Genomic DNA, 16,019 nt, shown 5'->3' with positions numbered 1-16,019 from the left:
GTTCCCAACAGGCAGAACAATCCTTATTCTTCTCCCGAAAATTGTTTAATTCGCTGCTCCTCGCTCAAACTGCATATCAGGAGCACGCCATCCTTCTCGGCTACAATATAATTGTCGAGCCCCTGAACGATGACTTTCTTTTCCTGAAGCGTATGAACAATGCAGTTATGGCTGTCGAACATGGAGATATTCGGGCCGATGCAGCTGTTTCCGTAGAGGTCGTGCTTGGTCTGAATAAGCAGACTGCCCCATGTTCCGAGGTCGCTCCAGCCAAAGTCGGCAGGACAAACAAAGATTTCTTCTGCCTTTTCCATGATGGCATAATCTACTGATATGCTTTCACATTCAGGATATCGCTTGTCGATTTCTGCCTGTTCCAGCTCCGTGCCATAGACATGCTGCATGCCTTCGAATATCTTGCTGATAGCCGGCTGATAAACCCTGAAAGCGTTGACAATCGTGCTCACACTCCAGATAAATATACCCGCGTTCCAGAAGTAGTTCTTGTTTTTGATGTATTTCAGGGCAGTCTGCATGTCGGGTTTCTCTCGGAAAGAGTCCACCCGGAATATTTCCGGATTGCGGGGAGAGCTGGTAGTCAGGTCAGCCTGAATGTAGCCGTAGCCTGTCTCGGGGCGAGTTGGGTGCATGCCAAGGGTTACTATGGCGTCAGACTCTGATGTAAACTTCAGACAAGACGCAATAATCCGGCGGAACTCGGCCTCATTCGTAACGACGTGGTCACTGGGCGACACAACGATATTGGCTTTCGGATTGACGCACTTGATGCGCCAGCTCACGTAAGCGATGCAGGGTGCCGTGTTCTTACGGCATGGCTCCAAGAGCACATGGTCAGCAGGAACCTCCGGAAGTTGCTCTTTCACCAGCGGCGCATAAGTCCTGTTGGTCACAACCCACACGTTCTCAGGAGGGCAGACTCCCTTGAAACGATCCATCGTTAGCTGCAAAAGAGAACGCCCAACACCCAGTACATCGATGAACTGTTTAGGTTTCTCGGCTGTACTCATAGGCCAAAAACGACTTCCTACGCCGCCTGCCATAATGACCAAATGATTGTTTTCTTGAGCCATAATCTATTTTTAATTAAGAAAAGTTGAGCACAAATATAGAAAAAAAAAAGCTACCACGGAAATAATCATGCAGAAATCTTATTGATGAATTGCATGAGGTCAAAATAAAAAGGTTACGTTCTGCATTCATAGAGAAGCCTATCGGCGTGTTGAAGATATACCTTCGGGAACTTTCGACAAGTGTCACACAAGAATTCGACACTTGTCGCACGATCGTTTGACACTTGTCAAAAGTTTCTTCACATTACCTTTTTGGCTTCAATTCTGCATTCATTATGACCTGATGGTGCAGCCCTAAGATTGGGTTAGTCAAAGAGCGAGGGTTGGTTTTGTGTATCTTCCGCTTCTGCATCGGTCTCGTCTTCCTCATCATCATCAAACTGCAGCATCAGTTGTTGGGTTTCCGAAGAATGGAAATTGAGATGATACACGCCTCTCTGGGCCGTTTTTTCGATTAGAGAATCAGGATTGTGCGAATTATGAACCAGATATCGGGAAACGTAGCGGTACACCTCTTCGTAGGACAAAGGGCAGAAAAAATCGTTTAAAGAGTTGAATACGCGATGCGTAGTACAGCCTACCGACAATCCTTCTTCACCTGCCCGGTACAGTGCGCGCAGTATAGCTTTATCGTAATCCAAGACCAATGAAGTATTATTTCTGCAAGAGATATAACAATGTAGAAGTCGACAAAAAAGGCCGCACTCTATTCAGCGCGGCCTTTTTTGTAAAAGTGGTATTTACGCGAGAGCAATCTTGTTGTCCTCGTCTTTGATTTTGCCTTCTTTGAAAAGCCATCCAATACCCAGCAGAGTCTCCTCTTCTGTGATTTTAGCAGCCTTAGCGATTTCGGCTACAGTATAAGCCTTTCCTGCTGCTGCCAATGTCTGGTAAACATCACCAGCCTTGAAACCTGCGTTTTCAGCATTCAAAACCAATACAGCTTTCTTAGGAGCAGCCTTTTTAACTGGTGCCTTCTTGGTTGTTGCCTTTGGTGCAGCAACCTTCTTTGTTGCATTCTTTTCTGCCATAATCTTTGTAAAATTAATAATGCCGCTTTATGTTTTAATAACGGTTTTGCTCTTAATACGGTGCAAAATTAATAATTTATATTCATTTTGCAGAATATTTTTACCACAATCTACATCAAAAGCAGTTTGTTTGTCCGTTATTTTTAAATTTCTTGATGTAAATCAAGCATTTTCCCCTATATTACCTCCTTATTGCCTGCATTTCAAGGACATAACAATGCGCAAACTCAAATCAAAAGAGCGGAGGCTATCTTGACTCGTGCAAGAAAACCTCCGCAATATCAGAAATATGTGCCCATTATCGAACGGATAACGTACTCTTTATCATTTGGTCTTAATATCCAGCTTCAGTTGCAGTTCCTCTAACTGGCCGGCTTCGAGTGCAGAAGGAGCATCGAGCATCACATCGCGCCCGTTATTGTTCTTCGGGAAAGCAATGCAATCGCGAATGGAATCCAACCCGGCCATGATACTTACAAATCTGTCCAGGCCGAAGGCGAGTCCTGCGTGAGGTGGTGCACCATATTTGAAAGCATTCATCAGGAAGCCAAACTGTGCTTCTGCCCGCTCCGGAGTGAAGCCAAGAATCTTGAACATCTTCTCCTGCAAGTTCGTATCATGGATACGGAGACTTCCGCCGCCGACCTCTATGCCATTGCAAACAAAGTCGTAGGCCTTGGCCCGAACACGTTCCGGATGTTCTTCCAGCAAAGGAATATCATCCGGATTAGGCATGGTAAAGGGATGATGAGTGGCCATCAGGCGCTGTTCTTCATCGCTCCACTCGAACAGGGGGAAGTCAACAATCCACAGACACTTGAAGACATTCTTATCCCGCAGGCCTAATCTGTCGCCCATCTCAAGGCGAAGCGAGCAGAGCTGCACACGAGTTTTGTTGGCATTGTCGCCACTCAAGATGAGAACAAGGTCGCCATCATTAGCTCCCATCTTCTGTTTGACGTCGAGCAGAACATCTTCCGAATAGAATTTTTCTATCGAACTCTTTACCGTTCCGTCGGTGTTGTACTTGATAAAAACGAGTCCCTTGGCGCCTATTTGCGGCCGTTTTACGAAGTCGGTGAGCTCGTTGAGCTGTTTGCGGCTATAGTCGGCACAGCCTGGAACACAGATACCGCCAATGTATTGAGCCTCGTCAAATACGCTGAACGTGCCTTTTCCGGCAAACGCATCTTTCAACTCCACGAACTCCATGCCAAAACGAAGGTCCGGTTTATCGGAACCATAGCGTTTCATAGCATCGTGCCAAGTCATCTGCTGCAGCTTTGGCAGCTCCACGCCGCGTATCTCCCTGAAGAGCGTTCGGCACATATCTTCGAAGATGTTTATCACGTCATCCTGGTCAACAAAGCTCATCTCGCAGTCTACTTGCGTAAATTCAGGCTGGCGGTCGGCCCGCAGATCCTCATCGCGGAAGCACTTGGCTATCTGAAAATAGCGGTCGAAACCTGCCACCATCAGCAGTTGCTTCAGGGTTTGTGGGCTTTGGGGCAAGGCATAGAACTGGCCGGGGTTCATGCGCGAAGGCACTACAAAGTCTCGTGCCCCCTCGGGTGTAGAGCCTATCAGAATAGGGGTTTCAACTTCTATGAAGTCCCTTGCATCCAGGAAATTGCGTATGAGTATCGTCATGCGATGGCGAAGTTCCAGATTGCTGCGTACCGGCGTGCGGCGTAAGTCGAGGTAGCGGTACTTCATGCGCAACTCGTCACCGCCGTCTGTTTTATCTTCTATAGTAAAAGGAGGAGTGAGGCTTGGGCTCAAGACATTCAGTTCACGAGCCAAGATCTCTATGTCGCCCGTTGGTATTTTAGGATTTTTGCTTTGCCGCTCACTCACTACGCCTTTCACTTGGATACAGTATTCGCGGCCCAGACCATTGGCGGCATCGCAAAGTTCCTTGTTATCAGTCTCATTGAACACTAACTGTGTAATTCCATAACGGTCACGCAAATCGACGAAACTCATTCCGCCCATTTTCCTGATTCGCTGCACCCAACCGGACAGTGTTACGTTTTTACCAGCATCAGAGAGTCGCAACTCTCCACAAGTATTCGTTCTATACATAAAACAAAGGATTAATTATTTAAGCACAAAAGTACACTTTTTCGGCCGCAATGCAAAATAAATACATGACAAAATCAAGTTTACGCTCCTAATTTGGCTATAATCAAGTCTTTTTAATCTTTGACGCATGCTGAGGATGAACGGCTTTAGGCAACGTATTTCATGGCACGTTCAGCCTGAAGCACGTTGCATCAAGGTAGTTGTGCAGCTGCTTTCGCCGTGTAAGTTGATGCCTATTGGAACTTTCGACACTTGTCGCACATGAATTCGACACTTGTCAAACAATCGTGCGACAAGTGTCGAAAGTTCCTGAAGGATAACTTCAGGAATACGGAAGGGGGCAAATGGAAACCCTTGCAGGTCACATTCACATAGTGAGTACAAACTTATTTCGGTATTAATACTGACGAACGTGGTCACAAAACGCTGACCGACATGCCTTCTTGCGATAATTCTGAATGGGGGAAAATAGCGCGGGCTTCCTGTAAAATGGCCGTTTCGTCATCGTATCGGGCACTATAATGGCCCAGCAACAACTTGCCCACATGGGCATCGCGAGCCACCATAGCAGCCTGTTGCGACGTACTGTGATAGAAGAGTTCTGCCCTATTGGCACAACTGCTGTCGTAAGTGCTCTCATGATAAAGCAGGTTCACCCCCTCTATCAGCTTATGGAGCGTGGGCATATACTTGGTGTCGCTGCAATAAGCATAGCTGCGTACGGGGTCGGGGTCGGTTGTCAGCCGGGCGTTGGGAATGGTGTCGCCTTCCACCGTAGTCCAGTCGGCTCCGCATTTAATGTTATCAATCTGACTTATGGGGATGTGATAGAAATCTATCATGTCGCGACGGATGTGTCTGCGAGTGGGCTTTTCTCTGAACAGAAAGCCGCAGCAAGGCACCCGGTGCTGCAAAGGGATGGTTTCAACGGTCAGACTCTTGTCTTCGTAAATTACCTGACTGACCGTTGTGTCCACTGCATGAAACCTGACTTCGTACTCCAATCCGTGGCAAAAGAGATCTATCTGGGCCTGCAGCATGGTTTCAAACTCAGCCGGAGCATACACATGCAGCGGAGCTGTACGCCCCAACATGCCGAAGGAGGAGATAAGACCCATCAGGCCGAAACAATGATCACCGTGCAGATGAGATATGAACACAGCGCTTATTTTGGTAAAACGGATGCGAGAACGGCGCAGTTGAATCTGCGTGCCTTCGCCACAATCAACCATAAACAGCTTCTCTCGTATCTCCACAACCTGTGATGATGCGAAATGCTTTAATGTGGGTAAGGCGGAGCCACACCCCAGAATGTGGACTTTAAAAGGTTCCAATGGAATACTGTCTAAACATGCCTGCTTGAGCGAAGCTGCGCAACGGCCGCTCCATGGCACTACTTCTGTCGATTGTAAGCAAAGATGCCGTTTTTGTTCTCAAGGTAAAGACTGTCGGCACCGAGCTCATTGATGGTGAACGTATCCTTGTTGAGCAGCAGCTTCCCGTTCAGGATTTTCCAGTTGGTCCAAGGGTTCGACTCCGCTCTTACGTTCGATTTTACGACTCCACCCTCTTCTATCTCGAAGTTCTTGTCTATACTTGTCCATTTACCCAGCAGCGTTGTCAGGTTAATGACGTTGCGGGCAACCTTTTCGCCATCAACCTCCGTGCTGACCACAGCCAGACGGTCGCCGGCCAATAAGCCGCCTTTCACGTTTTCCTCTTCGTCCGTGTTGACCATGTAAGTAAGCGTGTCGCCGGTATCTGTTATCAGTTCCAGCGCGTGCATGGATGTTCCTTCGCCGCAAACGCCATATACCGTACTGTCCGCTATGGTGGGTGCAGCGGCTGTACTGTCAACTTCGGCTATCTGATTTACGGGCTTGTTTTGCTTACATCCTGTGATGAGCAAAGCTGCCAGCAGAACTGCCGCAATATAAAAAAGTCTTCTCATAATTATTGGTCGTTTATTATTCAGTCTTTTCTTCCTTTTTCCATTTCTTTTGCTTCGTTCCAGAGTTCGTCCATCTCGGCCAAGGTAAGGTTCTTCAACTGCTTTCCGGCTTCCTTAACTTTCTGCTCTATGTAATTAAAACGGTAGATGAACTTCTTGTTGGTGTGCTCAAGCGCATTGTCAGGATTCAGATGATAGAGACGCGCTGCATTGATGACGCTAAACAGGAAGTCGCCCAGCTCCTTGGTAGAGTTCTCCTTGTTTTCCTTTTTCAGTTCCACTTCCAGCTCTTCCAGTTCTTCCCGCACCTTTGTCCAGACGTCTTCTTTCTGCTTCCAGTCAAAGCCCACGTTGCGTGCCTTGTCCTGTATGCGGTAGGCTTTGATGATGGAGGGCAGCGCATCCGGTACTCCCGAAAGCACGCTCTCGTTGCCATCTTTCTCCTTCTGTTTAATCTGTTCCCAAGTCTGTTCTACCTCGCCGGCAGTTTTAGGCTTGTCTGCTAAAGTGCCGGACACATCTTTATAAACGGCCTGACCTTGTTCGTTGATTTCCATCTCGGAACAGCTCACCGTAAAAGGCTTGTTGTCAATGCCCCAGTTCCCCTGCTCCTGCTTCCAGTTAATAAACGGATGGCGGAACATCAGCTTGTCGGCTTCCTGATTGCAGACGTCGGCTATGTCGAAATCTCCGGTCTCTTCGCCTATCAGGGAGTAGAACATGACATGCTCCATAACGTCGCCCAACTCTTTGCTTACATTCTTGCAGTCGTCTTTCATCAAGGCATCAGCAAGCTCAAATACTTCTTCTATCGTGTTGGGGCGGAGGCTTTCGTTCGTCTGTTTCCTGTCCCACGGACATTCTACTCGCAAGCGATGCTGTACATCCAGCAATCTTCCGAAGGCCTTCAACTTTTCTTCTCTCGTGTGCATCTTAGACATAATTTAAATACAAAAGTAGTCATTTCTAATCAAAAATGACTAACTTTGCATCGTTTTTTATAAAGAATATCATAAATAGAGAATAATTAAATGGAATTAGCAAGTAAGTACGACCCAAAAGAAGTTGAGTCAAAATGGTATCAGTACTGGCTGGATAACAAACTCTTCAGTTCTAAACCCGATGGTCGAGAGCCCTATACCGTGGTTATACCTCCGCCAAACGTGACGGGCGTTCTCCACATGGGGCACATGCTGAACAACACTATACAGGACATTCTGGTACGTCGCGCTCGAATGGAGGGCAAGAACGCTTGCTGGGTTCCGGGCACCGACCACGCCTCTATCGCAACAGAGGCAAAGGTGGTAAATAAACTTGCAGAGCAGGGAGTTAAGAAGACAGACCTTACACGCGAGCAATTTCTGGAGCATGCGTGGGACTGGACGCACGAACATGGCGGCATTATTCTCAAGCAGTTGCGCAAATTGGGCGCAAGTTGCGACTGGGATCGCACTGCGTTTACAATGGACGAGACCCGCTCAAAGAGCGTTATCAAGGTTTTCGTAGACCTCTTCAACAAGGGATATATTTATCGCGGCGTGCGCATGGTGAACTGGGATCCTATGGCACAGACCGCCCTTTCGGATGAAGAAGTTATCTACAAGGACGAACACTCCAAACTCTATTATCTTAAATATTATGTAGCTCCCGAAGACCAAGCAGGCATTACGCGCAAAGACGAAGGAAATGTGATGCACCAGGACGAACGCGGTTACTATGCCGTTGTGGCTACCACGCGTCCGGAAACCATCATGGGTGACACCGCCATGTGCATCAATCCCGACGATGTAAAGAACACTTGGTTAAAAGGAAAGCATGTCATCGTGCCGCTGGTGGACCGTTGCATTCCCGTTATCGAAGACGGATACGTTGACATTCAGTTCGGTACCGGCTGTCTGAAGGTTACACCTGCTCACGATGTAAACGACCATGCACTCGGCCTGAAACATGGATTGGAGACCATAGACATCTTTAACGACAACGGTACCCTATCCGAAGCAGCCGGCATGTACGTTGGCCAGGATCGCATGGATGTGCGCAAGCAGATTTCCAAAGACCTCGAGTCAGCCTCGCTGATGGAGAAAGTGGAGGATTACGACAACAAGGTAGGCTTCTCCGAACGTACCAATGTGCCCATCGAACCGAAGCTGTCTACGCAGTGGTTCCTCAAGATGGAGCACTTTGCAGACATAGCCTTGGATCCTGTAATGAATGATGAGATAGAGTTCTATCCCAAGAAATACAAGAACACTTACCGCCACTGGTTGGAGAACATCAAGGACTGGTGCATCTCCCGGCAACTCTGGTGGGGGCACAGAATTCCCGCTTATTACTTCAAGAACGCCGAAGGCAAGAACGATTTCGTTGTAGCCGAGACGGCAGAACAAGCCTTAATCCAGGCTCAAGAAAAGAATCCGACACTGACAGCCGCCGACCTTGAGCAGGAAAACGATTGTCTCGACACGTGGTTCTCCTCGTGGCTGTGGCCCATCTCTGTATTCGACGGCATCAACAATCCGGACAATGAAGACATCAACTACTACTACCCCACTTCCGACTTGGTAACAGGACCCGACATCATCTTCTTCTGGGTGGCCCGTATGATTATGGCCGGATACGAGTATAGGCACAAGATGCCGTTCCGCCACGTGTACTTTACGGGCATTGTACGTGACAAGTTAGGACGCAAGATGAGCAAGAGCCTGGGCAATTCGCCCGACCCCATCATGCTCATTGATAAATATGGTGCCGACGGCGTGCGTATGGGCATGATGCTTTCAGCCCCTGCAGGCAACGACATCTTGTTCGACGAGACGCTCTGTGAGCAGGGACGCAACTTCAACAACAAGATTTGGAATGCTTTCCGGCTCATCAAAGGGTGGCAGACTGCCGACGTCCAGCAGCCAAAAGCCAATGAAATAGCCACAAAATGGTTTGAAGCCAAGCTGAAGGAAACCAGCGAAATCATGGACGAACAGTTCAAGAGCTATCGTATCTCCGAAGCTCTGATGACCGTTTATCGCCTCTTCTGGGATGAATTCTCAAGCTGGTACCTGGAGATGATAAAGCCTGAATACGGCAAACCCATTGACAAACAGACCTACGAAGCAACCTTGCGTTACTTCGACTCATTGCTGAAGATGCTGCATCCCTTCATGCCTTTCATTACCGAGGAGCTCTGGCAGCACATCTACGAGCGCCAAGAAGGCGAAAGCATCATGCGCGCCACGCTCGCCATCCCGGCACCCACGGCTGAAGAGAAACAGCTGGCTGCGGATATAGAAACCGTCAAGCAGATTGTGTCCGGTGTGCGTACGGTTCGCAACCAGAAGAACATTGCGCCCAAAGAGCCGCTGACGTTGGAAGCCATCGGACAGAACCAATACGAAGCCTACAACGAAGTTATCCTCAAGATGGCCAACCTTCAGGCTGTCAATGTTGCTGCCGAGAAGGCTGCCGACGCCAGTGCATTCATGGTAGGTACCTACGAATACGCCGTGCCTGTAGGCAATCTGATAGACATTGAGGCCGAAATTGAGAAAGCCAAAAAGGAACTTGAGCACCTCGAAGGCTTCCTGGCAAGCATAAAGAAGAAGCTCGCCAACGAGAACTTTGTAGCCCATGCGCCCGAGGCCGTTGTGGCCCGTGAGCGCAAAAAACAAAGCGACTCAGAGGAAAAGATAGCCGCCCTGAAGGCTTCTATCGAAGAATTGACGAAAAAGTAAGAAGAACAAATGCAGACAAAGGCTATGAATCGTTTTCTCTTTTACATCTTGTGCGCCATTGTTTTAGGTGGACTTACTTCCTGTCATGACAGTGAAGACGGTCCTGGCGGCAGCGATGTTACGGAGAAAACGATTTTTGTTTATATGCCGTGGACGGCGAGCGAACATTCCACAGCCAACAACCTGTACGGTAACTTCATGGATAACATTCGCGACATGGAGGCAGCCATCGGGACTCAAGGAGGCTTGGGCAACAACAGAATGCTCGTTTTCATCTCTAAATCAGCGCATTACTCTGCACTGGTTGAAGTGAAGTACAGGGATGGAAGATGCCTGCGCGACACGCTGAAACGCTATACAGACTTCGACTACACCACGGCTGCCAACCTGGCCTCCATCCTTCGGGATGTGAAAAGCTACGCTCCGGCCAATATCTACGACATGCTCATAGGCTGCCACGGTTCCGGTTGGCTTCCCAAAGGCTCCAATCCGGCACAAACCAAGAGCAGAGCTTTCGGCGGGGCTACTGCAACCTATCAGACTGAAATTCCGACTCTGGCTGACGGCATACGCCAAGCAGGCATGCACATGCAGTTCATTTCGTTCGACGACTGCTACATGGCGGCCGTTGAAGTTGCCTATGACCTCAAAGATGTAACCGACTTTCTCATTGCATCAACCAGCGAAATCATGGCAGCCGGCATGCCTTATAAGGACATTTGGAGATACATTACTCCTTCAGAGCCCGACTACGGCGCTATTGTCGATGGTTTCTACAATTTCTATTCAGCCTATGTTGGCCCCGACGGACAGCCTTATCCCTACGGCACATTGAGCGTTATCAACTGCCGTCAGACTGAAAACATGGCTCAAATCATGCAAACCATCAACAGCCGCTACACCTTCGACCCGACGAAACTGGCCGCTGTACAGCGTTTAGACGGCTACAGCAGTGCGGTGTTCTACGACATGGGCAGCTACGTTAGGCTTCTGTGCAGCGACGCAACACTCTTGGACAGCTACCTAAACGCGGAGCAGTTGCTCGTTCCTTACAAGAAAGCAACCCAGCGGATTTATTCCAACTACGATATCCAGTACACCGACGTGCTTTCTTTCTCAGGTATCACAATCTCCGACCCCACCCAGAACCCGAATGTAACCACTCCGTTACAAAACACGGCATGGTACCGGGCAACTCACTAAAATATCTGCATGCGGGTACCAAACTGACTGTAACGGGAACTTTTGACAAGTGTCGCACGATTGTTCGACAAGTGTCACAGATATGTGTGACAAGTGTCGAAAGTTCCTGAAGGCATCAATCAACACTGCGAAAGCATCTTTAAAACGACCCGAGAAAGGCCGTTTTGAGATACTCATAGCGCTGCCGCTGAACGGAAGAACAGCTGTTTACAGTCGCTACGGTAAGAATTCGTGCTATAACAAGCAATGATATGCTTAAATATGAAAACGGTACTTGCGCCGTGCCTTCTGGGGTACGGCAGGCGTGCCGAAGTGGGTGGAGTAGCCGCCTGTGGCCACTCCGCGATACTGGGCGTAGCGGGAACGGATGCGTTCAACATAGTCCACTGTCTCCGAACCTCGCATATAGCCATACTTCACCACAGGGTCATTGTAACATTCGGGCGTGCTGAGACGCAGCACAAAGGGTGCCACTTCGCCCCATCTGTGCGGGTCGCGGCCATGTTTGCGGGCCAGTGCCATGGCATCGCGTATGTGGTTGAAGCCGCCGTTGTAGCAAGCCAGTACAAAATAAGTACGCTCCATGCGGTCCGAAATGTCGCGCAGCTTGGTATCGAGCTCACGTATATAGTTGGCCGCAGCGGCTATGTTGGCTTCGGGATGGTATATCTGGGCCCGCGGCAGGCCAAGATGGTCGGCCGTGCCCGGCATAATCTGCATCAGTCCACAGGCTCCTACCCACGACCGGGCATTAGGGTCAAAGGTTGATTCCTGATAGCACAGGGCAGCCATCAGGCGCCAATCCCAACGGGCAAGCGGTGCATACTTCTGGAAATAAGCATCGTACTGCGAGATAACACCGGCCGAGCGGTTGAGCATGGGCGAATAAACGTGGCGCGTGATGCTGCGCGAAGAGAGCAGAAAAGCCTCATCCTTCTTTATCCGGGCCAGCATTTCGGGGCGATACCAGCGGTCGAGTGTGTCGGCCAACGCCTTGTTTTCATCTCTCACAGCCCATCTGCGGCCATTGTCGGAGAGTCCGCACAGCCTCACTCCCCGTGTGTTTCCGGGCAGGGGAAAGGCCACAACATCGCCCTCGCCCTGTTGCAGACGCGACACGAGTTCGGCCGTATCCTTGCATACTTCAACGCGCAAAGAGACGCCTAACTGCTGGGCAAACTTCTCGCACAGCAGATACTGCGTTCCCATACCTCGTCCGCGGTAGTCGTAGTAATTATCAGGGCCGGTGAGCGTCAGCATTATCATCTCGCCATTACTCACTATGTCGTCAAGTGTAAAGCTGCCGGTTACGGCAACCGTATCGCCCCCCACGGGCGTTCCCCAGGGCGTCATCGCTTTCTCCTTGTGCTCCGAGCAACTCACGGTCAGCAGCAATGAAAATATAATGTATATATATCTTAAACTCATCTTCAACCGCACAAAAGTAATACATTTCTTGCAAATAAGCCTGAAAAAGCGTAATTTTGCCCCTACATTTAAGAAAATTAGACGATTATGCTACGTATTGCAGTTCAATCAAAGGGCCGTTTGTATGAGGACACGATGGCTCTTCTGGCCGAGGCCGACATCAAGATAACACCCTCCAAGCGTACTTTGCTGGTGCAGGCTGACAATTTCCCGCTCGAAGTTCTCTATCTGCGCGACGACGATATACCACAAAGTGTGGCCAGCGGAGTGGCCGACATTGGCGTTGTGGGCGAAAACGAGTTCATCGAGAAGCAGGAAGATGCCGACATCATCTCGCGCCTCGGCTTCAGCAAGTGTCGTCTTTCGCTCGCCATACCCAAGCACATTGACTACCAGGGGCTGCAGTGGTTCGACGGCAAAAAGGTTGCAACGTCCTACCCCAACATCCTTCGCAAGTTCATGAATGATAACCATATACATGCCAACATTCACGTTATAACCGGCAGTGTGGAGATTAGTCCGGGCATCGGACTGGCCGATGCCATCTTTGATATTGTGAGTTCGGGTTCTACCCTTGTGCATAACAACCTGCGAGAGGTGGAAGTAGTGCTCAAAAGTGAGGCACTGCTGATAGGCAACAAGCAAATGAGCCAGGAGAACAAGGGCATACTCGACGAGGTGCTTTTCCGTTTCGAGGCCGTGCGCTCGGCACAAGACAAGAAATACGTGATGATGAACGCGCCCCGTGCCAGGGTGCAGGATATCATCAATGTGCTGCCGGGTATCAAGAGCCCCACCATCATTCCGCTGGCCGATCCGAACTGGTGCTCCATCCACACGGTACTGGATGAGAAGCGTTTCTGGGAAATCATCGGCAAGCTGAAGGAGCTCGAAGCCCAAGGAATACTGGTTACGCCTATCGAGAAGATGATTTTATAGCCCTATGGAAAGGGTAACTGCAACACAAAACAAACCTAAAGCAATAAATCAATGAGTATAGATAACAGTTCTGAACAACAAGAGTTTACCTCTTGCCGAACAACAGGAAAATTAGGAGAGGCCATCTACAAGTATCCGTCTCGCGACCTCTGGAACGAGATTGTGGAGCGTCCGCACCTGGACGTATCCCAACTCAATGCCACAGTGGCGGGTGTACTGGCTGATGTAAAACAGAATGGCGACAAGGCGGTACAAACATACGAGGAGAAGTTCGACCACGTTCAGCTCTCCTCTCTCGCCGTTACGGAGGCCGAAATGGACGAAGCAGAGCTGCTGGTTACGGCAGAACTCAAGGAGGCTCTGCATCTGGCACATGCCAATATCAAGTCGTTCCACGAAACCCAGCTGTTCAAAAGCACGAAGAAAGAAACCGCTCCGGGCGTAAGCTGCTGGCAGAAAAGCGTGCCGATAGAGAAAGTCGGCCTCTACATACCGGGTGGAACGGCACCGCTGTTTTCAACTGTGCTGATGCTTGCAACCCCTGCCAAGATTGCCGGTTGCAGGGAGATAGTGCTCTGCACGCCGCCAAACAGAGAGGGAAAGGTGAACCCTGCCATTCTTGTTGCTGCCCGCATTGCAGGCGTGAGCAGCATTTACAAGGCCGGAGGTGTACAGGCCATCGGGGCGATGGCTTACGGAACGCAGAGCATTCCCAAAGTTTACAAGATATTCGGCCCGGGCAACCAGTACGTCATGGCAGCCAAACAGCAGGTTAGCCTGCACGATGTGGCAATCGATATGCCGGCCGGTCCGTCGGAAGTATGCGTCATAACCGACGCGCAAAGCAATGCAGCCTTTGCCGCGGCCGACCTGCTCTCGCAGGCCGAACATGGTACTGATTCGCAGGTTATGCTGATAACAACCTCCGAACAGATGCTTCATGACATTGAGAACGAAGTGGAAAAGCAACTCCGGTTGCTGCCCCGTAAGGAGATAGCTGCCCAGACTCTGCAGAACTCTAAGCTGGTTCTCGTCAGTAACACGGCCGAAGCCGTGGCTCTCAGCAATGCTTATGCGCCCGAACATCTCATCATTGCCACGGCCGACTATACACAGCTGGCAGAGAAAGTGGTCAATGCAGGGAGCGTGTTTCTCGGAAAATACGCCTGTGAAAGCGCCGGCGATTATGCCAGCGGCACCAATCACACGTTGCCAACGCACCGGTATGCCTTGGCTTATAACGGCGTAAATCTGGACAGCTACAACAGGAAGATAACCTTCCAGGAGCTGAATGAGGAGGGCATACGCAGCATCGGGAAAGCCGTAGTCATCATGGCAGAAGAGGAACAGCTGCACGCCCATGCCCATGCCATGCAGCTGCGGATGGACAACATCGGGCTATAAACGTCAAAAAAGTGATAAGATGAAGAAACTGGAAGAACTGGTCAGGCCCAACATCTGGAACCTGGCGCCCTACAGCAGTGCCCGAAACGAGTACAGCGGGCACGCTGCCCACGTATTTCTTGATGCCAACGAGAGCCCTTACAACAAGCCATACAACCGCTATCCCGACCCGTTACAAACGGAATTAAAGGCCAAGCTCGCAAAAATAAAGGGCGTTCCGGCCGAGCAAATCTTTCTGGGCAACGGCTCCGACGAGGCCATCGACCTGTGCTACCGGATATTCTGCCGCCCCGGAAAGGACAATGTGGTAGCCATAGAGCCCACGTACGGTATGTACAAAGTATGTGCCGACATTAACGAAGTGGAGTACCGGCCCGTGCTGCTGGATGACAGTTACCAGATGAAAGCCGGCAAATTGCTGCAGGCCTGCAATGAACGGACAAAGCTGATATGGATATGCTCGCCAAACAACCCTACGGGTAACAACATCGACCGCAACGAAGTTGCGAAGGTGCTCGGCGCTTTTGGAGGCATCGTAGTGATAGACGAGGCCTACAGTGACTTCTCTTCGCAGAAGACATTCAGGTCGGAAATAGCCCTATATCCCAACATCATCGTGCTAAACACCATGAGTAAGGCTTGGGCTAACGCAGCCATAAGACTGGGCATGGCCTTTGCCGGCAAGGAAATAATAGACTTATTTAATAAGGTGAAGTATCCCTACAACGTCAACCTGCTCACCCAGGAGCATGCCATTGAGGCTCTCGACGAACGCATTGACGTTGAGAAATGGGTGACGACGTTGCTGCTGGAGCGTGGCAGACTCATGAAATCGTTCCTCGATTTGCCTATTTGCAAAGCCGTGTATCCATCGGATGCCAACTTCTTTCTGGCCAAGATGACCGATGCACAAGCCATTTACAACTACCTGGTAGAGAGCGGTATCATTGTAAGAAACCGTACTAAGGTGGCCTTATGCAAGGATTGTTTGCGAATAACCGTAGGCAACAAGGCCGAAAACAACGAACTGCTATCTGTTCTCCGGCAGTATTAGGCAGTCTGCCTGCACGCAGGCAACAACAAGAAACAAGTAAGGCGATAAGAGTAATCTTACCGCCTTATTCATTCTCTCTCATTTTTCTTTTGTCTCAAACATAGGTTC

At 49.8% G+C, this 16,019-nt stretch carries 13 protein-coding genes; 5 read left to right on the top strand and 8 right to left on the bottom strand.

The genetic code is table 11. From position 1 onward, the window contains the following. Nucleotides 1-23 precede the first annotated feature (23 nt). The 7 genes from BMW31_RS08345 to mazG all read right to left on the bottom strand — a co-directional run bounded on the left by BMW31_RS08345 (nucleotide 24) and on the right by mazG (nucleotide 7,090). A complete protein-coding gene (locus BMW31_RS08345) occupies nucleotides 24-1,091 on the bottom strand; it encodes a mannose-1-phosphate guanylyltransferase (protein WP_091823975.1) in 1,068 nt (355 codons plus the stop codon). A 305-nt stretch (nucleotides 1,092-1,396) separates the two neighbouring features. Then, nucleotides 1,397-1,732 carry a hypothetical protein gene (locus tag BMW31_RS08340; RefSeq protein WP_255404909.1) on the bottom strand — a complete coding sequence of 112 codons (336 nt, stop codon included), beginning with the start codon at nucleotides 1,730-1,732 and terminating at the stop codon, nucleotides 1,397-1,399. A gap of 99 nt (nucleotides 1,733-1,831) precedes the next feature. Then, nucleotides 1,832-2,122 carry a winged helix-turn-helix domain-containing protein gene (locus BMW31_RS08335; RefSeq protein WP_091823967.1) on the bottom strand — a complete coding sequence of 97 codons (291 nt, stop codon included), beginning with the start codon at nucleotides 2,120-2,122 and terminating at the stop codon, nucleotides 1,832-1,834. 324 nt (nucleotides 2,123-2,446) lie between these two features. Then, nucleotides 2,447-4,207, bottom strand: a complete 1,761-nt coding sequence (aspS, locus tag BMW31_RS08330) for an aspartate--tRNA ligase (RefSeq protein ID WP_091823964.1) — start codon at nucleotides 4,205-4,207, stop codon at nucleotides 2,447-2,449. Between the two features lie 416 nt (nucleotides 4,208-4,623). Beyond that, nucleotides 4,624-5,541 (bottom strand): ribonuclease Z, encoded by a 918-nt coding sequence (locus tag BMW31_RS08325; protein ID WP_091824160.1) that lies wholly within the window; start codon nucleotides 5,539-5,541, stop codon nucleotides 4,624-4,626. 59 nt (nucleotides 5,542-5,600) lie between these two features. After that, nucleotides 5,601-6,158, bottom strand: a complete 558-nt coding sequence (locus BMW31_RS08320; RefSeq protein WP_091823961.1) for a lipocalin-like domain-containing protein — start codon at nucleotides 6,156-6,158, stop codon at nucleotides 5,601-5,603. A 20-nt stretch (nucleotides 6,159-6,178) separates the two neighbouring features. Then, nucleotides 6,179-7,090 (bottom strand): nucleoside triphosphate pyrophosphohydrolase, encoded by a 912-nt coding sequence (gene mazG / locus BMW31_RS08315; RefSeq protein WP_091823958.1) that lies wholly within the window; start codon nucleotides 7,088-7,090, stop codon nucleotides 6,179-6,181. 99 nt (nucleotides 7,091-7,189) lie between these two features. On the opposite strand from mazG, the gene BMW31_RS08310 reads away from it, so the two are divergent. After that, nucleotides 7,190-9,883, top strand: a complete 2,694-nt coding sequence (locus BMW31_RS08310) for a valine--tRNA ligase (RefSeq protein ID WP_091823954.1) — start codon at nucleotides 7,190-7,192, stop codon at nucleotides 9,881-9,883. Nucleotides 9,884-9,907: 24 nt separating this feature from the next. Next, nucleotides 9,908-11,086 carry a clostripain-related cysteine peptidase gene (locus BMW31_RS08305; RefSeq protein ID WP_255404907.1) on the top strand — a complete coding sequence of 393 codons (1,179 nt, stop codon included), beginning with the start codon at nucleotides 9,908-9,910 and terminating at the stop codon, nucleotides 11,084-11,086. A gap of 255 nt (nucleotides 11,087-11,341) precedes the next feature. Here BMW31_RS08305 and BMW31_RS08300 read toward each other — a convergent pair whose 3' ends face one another. Then, a complete protein-coding gene (locus BMW31_RS08300; protein WP_091823948.1) occupies nucleotides 11,342-12,514 on the bottom strand; it encodes a transglycosylase SLT domain-containing protein in 1,173 nt (390 codons plus the stop codon). A gap of 87 nt (nucleotides 12,515-12,601) precedes the next feature. Between BMW31_RS08300 and hisG the strand changes: the two genes are divergently transcribed. From hisG to hisC, 3 genes are read left to right on the top strand one after another with little or no spacing between them, the layout of a single operon-like run. Beyond that, the gene (hisG, locus tag BMW31_RS08295; RefSeq protein WP_091823945.1) at nucleotides 12,602-13,453 is read left to right on the top strand and encodes an ATP phosphoribosyltransferase; all 852 of its coding nucleotides are present in this window, start codon (nucleotides 12,602-12,604) and stop codon (nucleotides 13,451-13,453) included. 51 nt (nucleotides 13,454-13,504) lie between these two features. Further along, nucleotides 13,505-14,857, top strand: a complete 1,353-nt coding sequence (gene hisD, locus BMW31_RS08290; RefSeq protein ID WP_091823942.1) for a histidinol dehydrogenase — start codon at nucleotides 13,505-13,507, stop codon at nucleotides 14,855-14,857. Between the two features lie 19 nt (nucleotides 14,858-14,876). Beyond that, entirely contained in the window at nucleotides 14,877-15,911 is a 1,035-nt protein-coding gene (gene hisC, locus BMW31_RS08285; RefSeq protein ID WP_091823938.1) for a histidinol-phosphate transaminase, read from the top strand. Nucleotides 15,912-16,019 lie beyond the last annotated feature (108 nt).

This window comes from Prevotella sp. kh1p2, from assembly GCF_900111525.1.
Taxonomy (GTDB): Bacteria; Bacteroidota; Bacteroidia; order Bacteroidales; family Bacteroidaceae; genus Prevotella.
This window is presented reverse-complemented; position numbering and strand designations above follow the sequence as displayed.